Source organism: Kribbella sp. NBC_00709, assembly GCF_036226565.1.
Classification (GTDB): Bacteria; Actinomycetota; Actinomycetes; order Propionibacteriales; family Kribbellaceae; genus Kribbella.
Window position 1 is genome coordinate 2,935,333 of sequence record NZ_CP108996.1, and the last position, 13,341, is coordinate 2,948,673.

The 13,341-nt window shown below is 68.0% G+C and carries 11 protein-coding genes; 8 read left to right on the forward strand and 3 right to left on the reverse strand.

The window, feature by feature from the left end; genetic code table 11:
- Window positions 1-262 precede the first annotated feature (262 nt).
- From dnaN to OHA18_RS14470, 5 genes are all read left to right on the forward strand, one after another.
- Window positions 263-1,408 carry a DNA polymerase III subunit beta gene (gene dnaN, locus OHA18_RS14450; protein ID WP_329004580.1) on the forward strand — a complete coding sequence of 382 codons (1,146 nt, stop codon included), beginning with the start codon at window positions 263-265 and terminating at the stop codon, window positions 1,406-1,408.
- A 25-nt stretch (window positions 1,409-1,433) separates the two neighbouring features.
- The gene (gene gnd, locus OHA18_RS14455; protein ID WP_329004581.1) at window positions 1,434-2,357 is read left to right on the forward strand and encodes a phosphogluconate dehydrogenase (NAD(+)-dependent, decarboxylating); all 924 of its coding nucleotides are present in this window, start codon (window positions 1,434-1,436) and stop codon (window positions 2,355-2,357) included.
- A 1-nt stretch (window position 2,358) separates the two neighbouring features.
- Window positions 2,359-3,498: a DNA replication/repair protein RecF gene (recF, locus tag OHA18_RS14460; protein WP_329004582.1), complete on the forward strand. Its 1,140-nt coding sequence runs from the start codon at window positions 2,359-2,361 to the stop codon at window positions 3,496-3,498.
- Window positions 3,491-4,054 (forward strand): DUF721 domain-containing protein, encoded by a 564-nt coding sequence (locus OHA18_RS14465; RefSeq protein WP_329004583.1) that lies wholly within the window; start codon window positions 3,491-3,493, stop codon window positions 4,052-4,054. Before recF ends, OHA18_RS14465 begins: the two co-directional genes overlap by 8 nt.
- Window positions 4,055-4,131: 77 nt before the next feature.
- Window positions 4,132-5,475 carry a hypothetical protein gene (locus OHA18_RS14470; protein WP_329004584.1) on the forward strand — a complete coding sequence of 448 codons (1,344 nt, stop codon included), beginning with the start codon at window positions 4,132-4,134 and terminating at the stop codon, window positions 5,473-5,475.
- Here the strand turns inward: OHA18_RS14470 and OHA18_RS14475 are convergent, their stop codons facing one another.
- From OHA18_RS14475 to OHA18_RS14485, 3 genes are read right to left on the reverse strand one after another with little or no spacing between them, the layout of a single operon-like run.
- Window positions 5,476-6,033 (reverse strand): hypothetical protein, encoded by a 558-nt coding sequence (locus OHA18_RS14475; RefSeq protein WP_329004585.1) that lies wholly within the window; start codon window positions 6,031-6,033, stop codon window positions 5,476-5,478.
- Window positions 6,030-6,635, reverse strand: a complete 606-nt coding sequence (locus OHA18_RS14480) for a hypothetical protein (protein ID WP_329004586.1) — start codon at window positions 6,633-6,635, stop codon at window positions 6,030-6,032. The genes OHA18_RS14475 and OHA18_RS14480 overlap by 4 nt, the downstream gene beginning before the upstream one ends.
- Window positions 6,632-7,270 (reverse strand): hypothetical protein, encoded by a 639-nt coding sequence (locus tag OHA18_RS14485; protein ID WP_329004587.1) that lies wholly within the window; start codon window positions 7,268-7,270, stop codon window positions 6,632-6,634. Before OHA18_RS14485 ends, OHA18_RS14480 begins: the two co-directional genes overlap by 4 nt.
- A 365-nt stretch (window positions 7,271-7,635) precedes the next feature.
- Here OHA18_RS14485 and gyrB point away from each other — a divergent pair, with 365 nt between their 5' ends.
- Genes gyrB through OHA18_RS14500 form a run of 3 tightly spaced genes read left to right on the forward strand, consistent with a single transcriptional unit; the run spans window position 7,636 to window position 13,256 of the window.
- Window positions 7,636-9,696 (forward strand): DNA topoisomerase (ATP-hydrolyzing) subunit B, encoded by a 2,061-nt coding sequence (gene gyrB, locus OHA18_RS14490; protein ID WP_442914389.1) that lies wholly within the window; start codon window positions 7,636-7,638, stop codon window positions 9,694-9,696.
- 45 nt (window positions 9,697-9,741) lie between these two features.
- Window positions 9,742-12,399: a DNA gyrase subunit A gene (gene gyrA / locus OHA18_RS14495; protein ID WP_329004588.1), complete on the forward strand. Its 2,658-nt coding sequence runs from the start codon at window positions 9,742-9,744 to the stop codon at window positions 12,397-12,399.
- A complete protein-coding gene (locus tag OHA18_RS14500) occupies window positions 12,399-13,256 on the forward strand; it encodes a DUF3566 domain-containing protein (protein WP_329004589.1) in 858 nt (285 codons plus the stop codon). The genes gyrA and OHA18_RS14500 overlap by 1 nt, the downstream gene beginning before the upstream one ends.
- The last annotated feature ends 85 nt before the right edge of the window (window positions 13,257-13,341 follow it).

Sequence of the window (13,341 nt, forward strand, 5' to 3'; positions counted from 1 at the left end):
TATCCACCGGTGCGAAGAACACTATGGAATCTGTAGAGAGGTCCCAGTCCACAAAACGAACGGGCGGCCCGATCTGGGGAAAACCCCGATCTCGCGCCGGTTGGACAGACCTGTCAGGCTGTCCCCGTAAGCACCTGAAGCAGCATCAGTACGACGCCGACGCGACCCGCCCGAAGCGCCACGTCAGGCCCGATGGGCGCACAGCACCTTTGTCCGTGGCAGGATCTGCCTGGCACACAGCCGAATCAGGAGGCACCCAGCGGTGAAGTTTCGCGTCGAGCGCGACGTACTGGCCGAGTCGGTGGCCTGGGCCGCGCGCAGCTTGCCCAGTCGTCCGAGCGTTCCGATCCTTGCCGGCCTCCTGGTCGAGGCCGAGGACGGGCAGATCACCCTGTCCGGCTTCGACTACGAGACCTCGGTCCGGGTCACTGTGCCCGCACAGGTCGCGGACGCCGGCAAGTGCCTGATCTCCGGCCGGCTCGTTGCCGACATCTCCAAGAGTCTTCCGAACCAGCCCGTGGACTTCGCCGTGGACGGAGCCAAGGCGCAAGTCACCTGCGGCAGTTCGCGGTTCACGCTCCAGACGCTTCCCACAGAGGAATATCCGGCTTTGCCGGAGCTTCCGGCTGCCAGCGGGACGGTCAAGGCCGACGTCTTCGCCCAGGCCGTCTCCCAGGTGGTGACCGCGGCCGGGCGTGAGGACACGCTGCCGGTGCTGACCGGTGTCCGGGTCGAGATCGAAGGCTCCACGATCTCCCTGCTCGCCACCGACCGCTACCGGCTCGCGATTCGTGAGCTCGAGTGGAACCCGCAGTCCCCCGACGCGTCCGCAGCCGCGCTGGTGCCGGCCCGGGTGCTGTCCGAGACCGCGAAGGCGATGACCGGCTCCGACGTGATCGTGTCGCTGGCTGCCCCTGGTAGCGGCGACGGCATCGTCGGCTTCGAGGGTGAGGTCTCCGGTGGCAACCGGCGCGCCACCACCCGGCTGCTCGACGGCGAGTTCCCGAAGGTCCGCGGCATCATCCCGACCGACTCCGCGATCGCGACCCGGGTGCGGATCGACACCGCGACCCTGGTCGAGGCTGTGAAGCGGGTCGCGCTGGTCGCCGAGCGGAACGCTCCGGTCCGGCTGACGTTCGAGGAAGACACCGTGACGCTGGACGCCGGCAGTGGTGACGAGGCGCAGGCGTCGGAGTCGCTCGAGGCCAGGGTCGTCGGCGATCCGGTGACGGTGGGCTTCAACCCGACGTACCTGCTCGACGGTCTGGGCGCGATCGGCACGCCGGTTGCGCACCTCGCGTTCACGCAGGCGACGAAGCCGGCCGAACTGACCGGTGTGCGCGACTTCGACGGCGAACCGATCAGCGAATTCCGGTACGTGCTGATGCCGGTCCGCCTGAACAGCTGAAAGCCAACAGAACAAGGGGATTCAGATGGAGCTCGGCCTTGTCGGTCTCGGCAAGATGGGCGGCAACATGCGCAAGCGGATTCGCAACGCCGGCCACACCGTGGTCGGGTTCGACCACAACCAGGACATCTCCGATTCCAAGGACCTGGCCGACATGGTCGGCAAGCTCAGCGCCAGCGGCCAGCCGAAGGTTGTCTGGGTGATGGTGCCGGTGCAGGCCATCGACCCGGTCGTCACCGAGCTGGCCGAGCTGCTCTCCCCCGGCGACATCGTGATCGACGGCGGCAACAGCCGCTGGACCGACGACACCCGTCGCGCCGCCCAGCTCGCCGAGAAGAACATCCGCTTCGTCGACTGCGGTGTGTCCGGCGGCGTCTGGGGCCTGGAGAACGGCTACGCCCTGATGTGCGGCGGCGACAAGGACACCGTCGACGTCGTGATGCCGATCTTCGAGGCGCTGAAGCCCGAGGGCGAGTTCGGTTTCGTGCACGCCGGCAAGGTCGGCGCGGGCCACTTCTCGAAGATGGTCCACAACGGCATCGAGTACGGCATCATGCAGGCGTACGCCGAGGGGTACGAACTGCTCGAGGCGTCGGACATCGTCGACAACGTGCCGCAGGCGTTCCAGTCCTGGCGTGAGGGCACCGTGATCCGGTCCTGGCTGCTCGACCTCCTGGTGAACGCGCTCGAGGACGACAACCACCTGGCCAAGATCCAGGGGTACGCCGACGACTCCGGCGAGGGCCGGTGGACCGTCGAGGCGGCGATCGACCTCGCCGTACCGGTGCCGGCCATCGCGGCCGCGCTGTTCGCGCGGTTCTCGTCGCGGCAGGACGACTCGCCGGCGATGAAGGCGATCGCCGCGATGCGGAACCAGTTCGGCGGCCACGCGGTGAAGGGCGCCGAGGCGGCCGACCCGTCGTACGCGACGCCCCCGATCAAGCACTGAGGTGTACGTCACCGCCCTGGGTCTGCTCGACTTCCGGTCCTACCAGCAGGCGGAGGTCGAGCTCACCCCGGGCGTGACGGCCTTCGTCGGCCCGAACGGCCACGGCAAGACCAACCTGGTCGAGGCGATCCACTACACCGCGACGCTCGGCTCGCACCGGGTGGCGAACGACGCGCCGCTGGTGCGGGCCGGAGCCACCCGGGCGATCGTGCGGACCGAGATCCGCAGCGAGTACGACCGGGATGTGGTCGTCGAGCTGGAAATCAATCCTGGGAAGGCAAATCGGGCCCGGATCAACCGCTCGCCGGTCCCGCGAGCGCGCGAAGTGCTCGGTCTGCTGCGGACGGTGTTGTTCGCGCCCGAGGACCTGGCCCTGGTGAAGGGCGACCCGTCCGAGCGGCGCCGGTTCCTGGACGAGCTGCTGACGCTGCGCTCGCCGCGGATGGCCGGCGTCCGTGCGGACTACGACCGGGTGCTGAAGCAGCGCAACTCGCTGCTGCGGAGCGCGTCGCAGGCGCGCCGGCAGAACCGGACGAGTGCCGCCGAGGGACAGCTGCGCACGCTCGAGGTCTGGGACTCCAACCTGGCCCGCGCCGGGTCCGACCTGCTCGCGACCCGGTTGGAGCTGCTGGAATCTCTGCGCCCATTGGTCTCCAGCGCGTACGACGCCGTTGCCCGAGGCAAGGGTGATGCGCGGCTGGAGTACAAGTCGTCGGTGCTGCTCGAGCCGGGCGTGACGTCGCGCGAGCAGTTGGCCGACGTACTGCTGGCGGCGGTTCAGGAAAAGCGGCGGGACGAGCTCGAGCGCGGTGTCTCGTTGGTGGGTCCGCACCGCGACGACGTCGTACTCGGGCTCGGGGACTTGCCGGCGAAGGGGTATGCGAGTCACGGTGAGTCGTGGTCGTTCGCGCTCGCGCTGCGACTGGCGTCGTACGAACTGCTGCGCGCGGACGGGGGTGAACCGGTGCTGATTCTCGACGATGTGTTCGCCGAGCTCGACACCCAGCGCCGGGACCGGCTGGCCGAGCTGGTCGCGCCGGCCGAGCAGGTGCTGGTGACCGCTGCCGTCGGCGCTGACGTGCCCGCTGAGCTCAGCGGTGCGCGCTTCGACGTCGGCGAAGGAGTCGTTCAGCGTGCCTGAACCCCCGGATTCCTCTGAGAGCGGCCCTGAGAGCGAGCTCGGTCCGGAAGTCGAGCACGACAAGCAGGGCCTCGATCTGGCGAAGTCGCTGGCGGGACGGCTGAAGCAGCAGGCGGCCAAGGGCGGCATCATGCCGGTCAAGCGCCGCCGCCGGCCGCGGATCAACGGCGCCCAGATCAGCAGCGCCCGCCCCGACGACCGGGATCCGCAGAAGCTGACCAACACGCTCGGGCGGCTGATGCGCGACCAGGGCTGGGAGGTCGACGTCGCCGTCCACGGCGTGATGGCCCGCTGGCCGTCCATCGTCGGCGCCGAGATGGCCGAACATTGCAAGCCCGAATCGTACGAGGACACGGTCCTCACCGTCCGTACGTCGTCCACCGCCTGGGCCACCCAGCTCAAGCTGCTCGCCCCCGACCTGGTACGCCGCCTCAACACCGAACTCGGCGAGGGCACCGTCACCCGCGTCAACGTCCAGGGCCCCCACACCCCGTCCTGGCGCAAGGGCCCCCGCACCGTCCGCGGCGGCCGCGGCCCCCGCGACACCTACGGCTGACGAGACGGGTTGTGTCCGCGACCCGGCCAAGCTCTGAGGGCAGGGGTAGCACCACCCATGCCCTAGGATCGGGCGCGATGCGCACGCTCGTTGACGGTTTTCGCGAGATGGTCCACCTGATCGGGGATACGTTCCGGCTCTGGTGGAAGAACCTCCTGCCCATGACCACCTGGTGGGTGGCCGGCTTCGTCGGGTTCACGGTCTGCGTGCAAGGCGCGATCTGGCTCGCGAAGCACGCGCACTCGAGTCTCGGGACCGGACTGTTCGCCGTCGGCGTGCTGCTGCAGATCACCGCGGCCGTGGGCATGATCCGGACCTGTGCGATGTCGCTGTACCGCTGGCGGGACGCGGCGAGCAGCGACGCCGAGGAGACGTCCGACCCGACGCAGCGAGGTCTGCTGGAGTTGCTGGCCATCACGCTGCTGCCATTGGTCGCGGTCTGGTCGGCGTGGGGCTTCTTCGACGACCAGGTCAACCAGCTCAGCGCGACCTACCTGGTGCAGAACGGCACGCAGCCCGGCTCGGGGTTCTTCAAGCTCGGCATCCACGCCTGGCACGGGTACCTGCCGGCGCTGGTGATTCTGCTGGTGCTGCGCCGGCTGCTGCAGGCGGTCGACGATCGCTGGCCGAGCCGGCCGGTGAAGTTCGCCCAGGTCTGGGCCGAGGCGTTCTTCGTGCTGCTCACGTTCGTGATCACGCCGTACGCCATTGCCGAGGGCAAGGTCTGGTTCAAGGAGCGGAGCTTCTGGTACTGGTCGCTGGACTGGTGGGACGGCGTGAAGGACTTCTTCGCCGGGATCCACATCCCGCTGCCGGCCGGTATCGAGTTCCTCTGGGGCTTCTTCTGGGAGTCGCTCTGGCCGCTGTTCAAGCTGGGAGTCGCCGAGCCCCTGACCTGGCTGGCGATCACCACGGTCGTCTTCGGCCACCGCGTGCTGTCCAGTGGTGGGGTCTTCCGCGGCACCCGCCTGGAGCGACGGCTCGGTGGACAGGCCGAGCAGCCGGAGGCACCGCAGCGCGGCCGGCTGGTCGAGCTGACGTACAAGGCGCCCGACCTGGTGCTCGGCGGTCTGCGCGAGAAGTTCTACCCGGCGATCAACGCGTTCCGGCTGCTGGTCCGGGTCGGGCCGGTGTTCCTCGGCGTGGTCTGCATGGTCTACACGTTCTGGCTGCTCGGCAACGACTGGGCCTTCGTCGCGGTCCAGCGGCTGATCGGCATCCACGGCCAGTACTGGGGCCTGATGAACATGGAGATCGCCGACCTGGTCCGGAGCATCATCTTCGAGCCGTTGCGGATCGCGCTCCTGGCCGCAGCCTTCGACCTGTGCATCTCGGTTGGCAACGAGCGCCGCGCCGAGGTCGCCGCGGCCGCGCAGGCCAAAGCGCCGGCAGCCAAGCAGCCGGAACCCGCTACTGCCTGATCAGGGCGTGATCAGGACGCGCAGGTGTGCGTCGAACTGCTCGACGGTGACGCCGGTCAGGTGCGGCACGGCGGACTTCGGTACGAGGTACACCTTCGCGACCTGAGCGGGCTTGTCCATCGTGAACGGGTGGTCGTCGTCACCGCAGTACGTCGGCAGCGGGTAGTCGAACGGTTGCTCGGTGTCCCAGGTGTTCCCGCGGTCGTCGCGCAGCATCGCGTCGCAGGTGAACCCGCGGTCCTTGAGGAAGACACCGGTGCGCGGGGTCACCGTCAGTGTGGCCACGATGATGATCGAACCGGCGGGCTCGTCCATGCTGATCTTCTCGCCGTCCTTGTCGACGATCGCGGTGTACGCCTTCAGCGAGTCGAGTTTCCAGTCCACGTGCCCGACCGTCACTGGACCCTGGCTGACGACCTGGTTGATCCGGCCCTCGTCGAAGATCCGCTCGTCGTCGCTGAGGTAGGGCCGCAGCATCACGAACGTGCCGGCGGCCACCAACGCCACCAGCAGTCCGACCTGAACGATCAGCCGGGACGCCCGGCCGGCGAGCCTCACGACGCCACCCGGGTGACTGCGTCCTCGACGATGTACTGCGCGGCGGCGCCGTCCACCATCTGCTGGGCGATCGCCTCGGTCGGGATCCCGAGGTCGACCTGGATCTCGGAGTTGTAGACGTTGAAGAGCATGCTCGGGCTGAGCTTCAGGGTCAGGCCCTTCATGTCGGCCGGATTGATCTCGAAGACGACGGCCCCGGTCCTCGCGTAGCCGGCGTTCGGGAAATCAAGCCCGCTGTGACTCATACCGTCGACCGGCAGGTACACGCTGCCGCTGTCGGCCAGCAGGGTCGCGTCCATCAGGTCCGGCTTGCGATCGCCGCGGATCGCGTCCCACTCGATCGCGACGTAGATGCCGTTGGTCTCCAGCGGCTTCTCGTCGTCGCTGCCGGAGCTGTCGAGCACCGAGCGGGCGAACTTGATCCGGGTCACCTTCACCGTCGATCCGGTGCCCTCGTAGTCCAGCGGCTCGCCGATCGTGCCGTGCAGGACCTTGATGTTCTGCTCGTCGTACACGTTGTCGGGGGTGGCCAGCCGGGTCAGTCCGCCGATCAGGACGAACAGGACACCGACGAGGATCGTCGCGGGGCGGTAGAGCTTCACTTGTCCTTCCCGTCGTCGATGACGACCTTCGGCGCGAGCCGGACAACCGCGGCCGGGTTCTCGTTGTGCCAGTACGGATTGTCGTTCGCACCGAGGGCTTCGTTGTCGGACTCGTAGTGCTCCTGGAGAACACCGATCTCGATCTCGTCCGCGGCGAAGTCCGGCGCGACCTTGAAGGTCGTGCTGCAACTCTCCGGCGGCAGTCCGTAGACGAGAACCCAGCCGATCTTGTCGCCGTGACAGGCGACACCGTCCGAGTCCACGTTCTCCTCGCCGTGGCCCGGGACGAACAGCAGCAGGTCGCCGTCGATCCGGTGGGACGCGTGTTCCTCGGTGTCGACGTTCTTCGCGTCGAAGTAGACCTTGAGGGTGGCTTCGGCGGCGTCGTACTCCGTTTTCGGCTTCCGGACGATCTCCGCCTTGGTGAAGCTGTACTCGTAGCGGCCCGCGGTCACCGTCGCCGGGGCGGTCAGAGTCGGGACCGTGCGGCCCTTCTTCTCCTTCCAGCCGCCGGTAGCCAGGACCACCAGGACTGCCACCACGACGAGGGCGATCACCAGCAGCCAGATCCGCCGGTGCCGGTGAATCACCCGGTCGGCGATCATCGCATCGATGACCTCGTCGAGACTTTCCACGGCAGCGATCCTAAGGGGCGGTGGGTGCGCGCCGGGCACCGCTTGCCGATGCGGCCGCCGGGGCCGCTCCGGAGCCGGCCAAGCGGTCTGGACCGGTCGGTGCCGGAACGGTCAGTCGCGAAACGCCCGAAGGCCACTGAGCGGCCGTGAGCGCTTTTCTGACCCCCACCCGCGAGAGGGGACATGGAGATGAGGGAGAAAAGACGCCCTGATGCGAGTTTCGGGCGGCTGGTGGCAGGTTCTGCTTCGGTCGACAGGTAGAATGGACGACGTAGGGCGAGCCGCGCCTCTACTACCACCGTAGAGGGCGGCTCTACTGTGCCGCGATGCCTCGCGAAGGCGGGGTCCGAGGAGGACAACCACCGGTGACCGACGAGCCGATCGAGATCGACGCCAACCAGTCCGCCGACCCCATCGGCACCCCCGTACCCAGCGAGGACCTCCCGGCGATGCTCGACGAGATCCCGTCGAACGTCGTCGAGCGGGAGTACGACGCGAGCGCGATCCAGGTCCTGGAGGGTCTGGACGCGGTCCGGAAGCGCCCGGGGATGTACATCGGGTCCACCGGTGAGCGTGGTCTGCACCATCTGGTCACCGAGGTGGTCGACAACGCGGTCGACGAGGCGATGGCCGGGTTCGGCGACCGCATCGTCGTCACGCTGCTGGCCGACGGCGGTGTCCGCGTCGAGGACAACGGCCGCGGTATCCCGGTCGACATCGTCGAGTCCGAGGGCAAGCCGGCCGTCACCGTCGTACTGACGGTCCTGCACGCCGGCGGCAAGTTCGGCGGCGGTGGTTACAAGGTGTCCGGCGGTCTGCACGGCGTCGGTGTCTCCGTGGTCAACGCGCTGTCCACCAAGCTCCAGGTCGACGTCAAGCTCAAGGGCAAGCTCTACACCCAGACCTTCACCAACGGCGTCCCGGACGCCGACCTGGCCGAGATCGGCACCTCGGTCTCGAACGGTACGACGATCACGTTCTGGGCCAGCGAGGACGTCTTCGAGACCACGACGTTCTCCTACGAGACGCTGGCCACCCGCTTCCGCGAGTACGCCTTCCTGAACAAGGGCCTCGAGTTGGTGATCCGGGACGAGCGTCCGGACCACTTCGACGAGGACGGCAAGCCGCTCGAGCAGTCCTTCCGGTACGACGACGGCCTGGTCGACTACGTGAAGTACCTGACCGGGATCCGCGAGACCGTGCACCGCGACGTGATCTCGTTCGAGGCGGCCACCGCCGAGAACACGATGAGCCTCGAGGTCGCGCTGCAGTGGAGCGGATCGTTCCAGGAGTCCGTGCACACCTTCGCGAACGCGATCAACACCCACGAGGGCGGCACCCACGAGGAAGGCTTCCGGGCCGCGCTGACCTCGCTGGTCAACTCGTTCGGCGAGGACCAGGGGATGATCAAGAAGAAGGAGGACCGGCTCACCGGTGACGACATCCGGGAGGGCCTGACCGCGATCATCTCGGTCAAGCTCGCCGAGCCGCAGTTCGAGGGCCAGACCAAGACCAAGCTCGGCAACACCGAGGTCAAGGGTTTCGTCCAGCGCGTCGTCAACGACAAGCTCGGCGCCTGGTTCGAGCAGAACCCGGCCGAGGGCCGCGAGATCATCCGCAAGGCGTCCGCCGCGGCGAGCGCCCGGATCGCGGCCCGCAAGGCCCGCGACCTGGCCCGCAACCGCAAGGGTCTGCTCGGCGGCGGCGGTCTGCCGGGCAAGCTGGCCGACTGCCAGTCGACCAACCCCGAGGAGTGCGAGGTCTACATCGTCGAGGGTGACTCGGCCGGTGGCTCCGCGAAGGGCGGCCGGGACCCGAAGTTCCAGGCCATCCTGCCGATCCGCGGCAAGATCCTGAACGTCGAGAAGGCCCGGATCGACCGCGTGCTGCAGAACAACGAAGTGCTGGCGATCATCTCCGCGCTCGGCACCGGTATCCACGAGGACTTCGACGAGGAGAAGCTCCGGTACCACAAGATCGTGATCATGGCCGACGCCGATGTCGACGGCCAGCACATCCGGACCTTGCTGCTGACACTGCTGTTCCGGTTCATGCGGCCGCTGATCGAGCGCGGTCACGTGTACGCCGCGCAGCCGCCGCTGTACAAGATCCGCTGGAGCAACCAGCCGGACGAGCTCGCGTACACCGACCGCGAGCGCGACGGCCTGCTCGAGGCCGGCTACGAGGCCGGCAAGAAGCTGCCCAAGGAGAACCCGATCCAGCGCTACAAGGGTCTGGGCGAGATGAACGCGAACGAGCTGTGGGACACCACCATGGACCCGGCCAACCGCGTGCTGCTGCAGATCACGCTCGACGACGCGATCCGCGCGGACGAGACGTTCCAGACGCTGATGGGCGACGACATCGAGGCGCGGCGCAGTTTCATCCAGCGCAACGCCAAGGACGTCCGCTTCCTCGACATCTGATCTCGCTGCTGCTCACCGACGTACTGATCTGAACGGGACTTTTTCATGACCGAGACCCCCACCTCGCCGGGACACGACCGGGTCGAGCCGCTCGACCTGCAGACCGAGATGCAGCAGTCGTACCTCGACTATGCGATGGCCGTCATCGTCGGCCGCGCGCTGCCCGAGGTCCGCGACGGCCTCAAGCCGGTGCACCGCCGCATCCTCTACGCGATGTACGACGGCGGCTACCGGCCGGACCGTGGTTTCAACAAGTGCTCCCGCGTCGTCGGTGACGTGATGGGTCAGTACCACCCGCACGGCGACTCGGCGATCTACGACACCCTGGTCCGGCTGGCGCAGCCGTGGGTGATGCGGGCGCCGCTGATCCAGGGCCAGGGCAACTTCGGTTCGCCCGGCAACGACCCGGCGGCCGCGATGCGGTACACCGAGTGCCGGATGGCTCCGCTGGCGATGGAGATGGTCCGCGACATCGACCAGGACACGGTCGACTTCCGGCCCAACTACGACGGCAAGTCGCAGGAGCCGGTGATCCTGCCGGCCCGCTTCCCGAACCTGCTGGTCAACGGCTCGTCGGGGATCGCGGTCGGCATGGCGACGAACATCCCGCCGCACAACCTGCGCGAGGTCGCGGCCGCGGTCGACTGGGCGCTCGAGCACCCGGACGCGACCCGGGAGGAACTGCTCGACGCCTGCCTGCAGAACATCAAGGGCCCGGACTTCCCGAACGGCGCGCTGATCGTCGGCTACAAGGGCATCGACGACGCGTACCGCACCGGCCGTGGTTCGGTCACGATGCGCGCGGTGGTCGACATCGAGGAAGACGCCAAGGGCCGGACCAGCCTGGTCGTCACCGAGCTGCCGTACATGGTCAACCCGGACAACCTGGCGCTGAAGATCGCCGAGCTGGTCAACACCGGCAAGATGAACGGCATCGCCGACATCCGCGACGACAGCTCGTCCCGGACCGGTCAGCGGCTGGTCGTCGTACTGAAGCGGGACGCGCAGCCGCGCGTCGTACTGAACAACCTCTACAAGCACACGCAGCTGCAGGACACCTTCGGCTGCAACATGCTCGCGCTCGTCGACGGCGTACCGCGGACGCTGAGTGTGGACCTGTTCATCAAGCACTGGATCGACCACCAGATCGAGGTCATCCAGCGGCGGACCCGCTTCCGTCTGCGCGAGGCCGAGAAGAACGCGCACATCTACCGCGGGTACGTGAAGGCGCTGGACGCCCTCGACGAGGTGATCGCGCTGATCCGGCGCAGCCCCGACGTCGAAGAGGCGCGCACCGGCCTGATGCAGCTGCTCGACATCGACGAGATCCAGGCACAGGCGATCCTGGACATGCAGCTGCGCCGGCTGGCCGCCCTGGAGCGGCAGAAGATCATCGAGCGCCTGCAGGAGCTCGAGGCGATCATCGCCGACCTCGAGGACATCCTGGCCAGCCCCGAGCGGCAGCGCACGATCGTCAAGGACGAGCTCAGCGAGATCGTCGAGCGGTACGGCGACGAGCGGCGTACCGAGATCATCGCCGCCGACGGCGACCTCTCGGTGCAGGACCTGGTGCCGGACGAGGACGTCGTCGTCACGATCTCCCGCGGCGGCTACGCGAAGCGGACCAAGACCGACCTCTACCGGACCCAGAACCGCGGCGGCAAGGGTGTCCGCGGCGCCGCACTGCGGGCCGAGGACGAGATCAACCACTTCTTCGCCACCACGAACCACCACTGGATGCTGTTCTTCACCACCAAGGGCCGGGTCTACCGGGCCAAGGTCTGGCAGCTGCCCGAGTCGGCTCGCGACGCCAAGGGCTCGCATGTCGCCGGTCTGCTCTCGTTCCAGCCGGACGAGGAGATCGCCCAGGTGCTGACGCTGCGCGACTACGACCAGTCCGACTACCTGGTGCTCGCGACCAAGAAGGGCCTGGTCAAGAAGACGGCGCTGCGCGACTACGACTCGGCCCGGCAGAGCGGCATCATCGCGGTCAACTTCCGCGAGGAGGACGACGAGCTGATCGGCGCCGACCTGGCCACCGCCGACGACGACCTGCTGCTGGTGTCCCGCAAGGGCCAGTCGATCCGCTTCACCGCGAACGACGAGCAGCTGCGGCCGATGGGACGGGCCACCTCCGGGGTCACCGGGATGAAGTTCCGCTCCGGCGACGAGCTGCTGTCGATGTCGGTGATCCGGGCCGGTTCGGAGGAGGACGCCCAGTTCGTCTTCACCGTGACCGATGCTGGGTACGCCAAGCGTTCGCGCGTGTCGGAGTACCGGCAGCAGGGTCGCGGCGGTCTCGGTATCAAGGCCGTGAAGCTGAACGACGAGCGCGGTTCGCTGGTCGGCGCGATCATCGTCGTCGACGAGGACCAGGTGCTGGCGATCAAGGCCAGCGGCCAGGTCGTCCGCAGCCGGGTGGACAGCGTGCCGGTCAAGGGCCGCGACACGATGGGCGTCCGGTTCGCCGGGGTCGGCGAGTCCGACGCGGTGGTCGCGATCGCCCGGAACACCGATCTGACGGTCGAGGTCGAGGAGTCCGAGGCCGCAGAAGAGGGTACTGAGGCAATTGGTGCCCAGAATGTGGACGGATCGACAACCGAATCCACCTCTCAGAGCGTCCAGAATGATGACGAACGTTCGACGGACGTGGACGGCGCGGCTACCGTCGAAGACGACGAAGCCGGCCAGGAGGGTGACTGATGACCAACCGCGCGAGGCCGACATGGCCTGAAGGTGCGGCCGACAGCTCCAAATCCCAGCGCACCGCGCCGGGTGGGACGCCGTCTGCCGCCCCGGCCAACCCGGCTTCCAACGGTCATTCCAACGGTGTGCCGGGGGGCCAGCAGAGGACGCCGAACGGTCAGCGGCCGTCCTCGGAGTACCGCCCGCAGCCGCGACCGGGTACTTCGACCACGCCCGCGCGTCCCCAGCAGCCCGCGGCGCGCCCCGCCCCGAGCACGCCGGGCCGGCCGGAACCATGGTCCCCGGGAGTCACCGGTACGCCGACGGTCACGCCCACGCCCGCCGCGCCGTACGAGAAGACCGAGTCGTTCGGTGACCGGGTGAGCGCGGCCCGTCAGGCAGTGCTCGACAAGGCCACCGCCGTGAAGACGGACAAGGCCGATCGGGAAGAGACCCGGCAGGCCCGGCTCGCCGAGAAGGACGCCAAGGCCTCGAGCCGTCCGCAGACGCGGAAGGCGCGGCTGCGGATGTCCCGGATCGACCCGTGGTCGGTGATGAAGACGGCGTTCCTGCTGTCGATCGCCTTCGGGATTGTGACCTGGGTCGCAGTGTTCATCATCTGGTCCGCGATCGGTGCCGCCGGAGTGTTCGACAACATCAACAGCACCGTCCAGGAGGTGCTGGGCACGCCGACCGCCGAGCCGTTCCGGGTCGAGAACTACATCAACACCGGCAAGGTGATGGGCTTCACCACGCTGCTGGCCTGCGCCGACGTACTCATCATCACCGCGCTCGCCACGCTCGGATCCTTCCTCTACAACATCGCCGCCACGCTGCTCGGCGGCCTCGAAGTCACGCTGGCGTCGGAGGACTGATCGGCCCCGGCCGGGCCCTGCGCGGCCCGGCCGGAACCGGTTTGGGAGTAGGGCACTTGGTGCGGTAATCTCTCCCGGGTTCGAC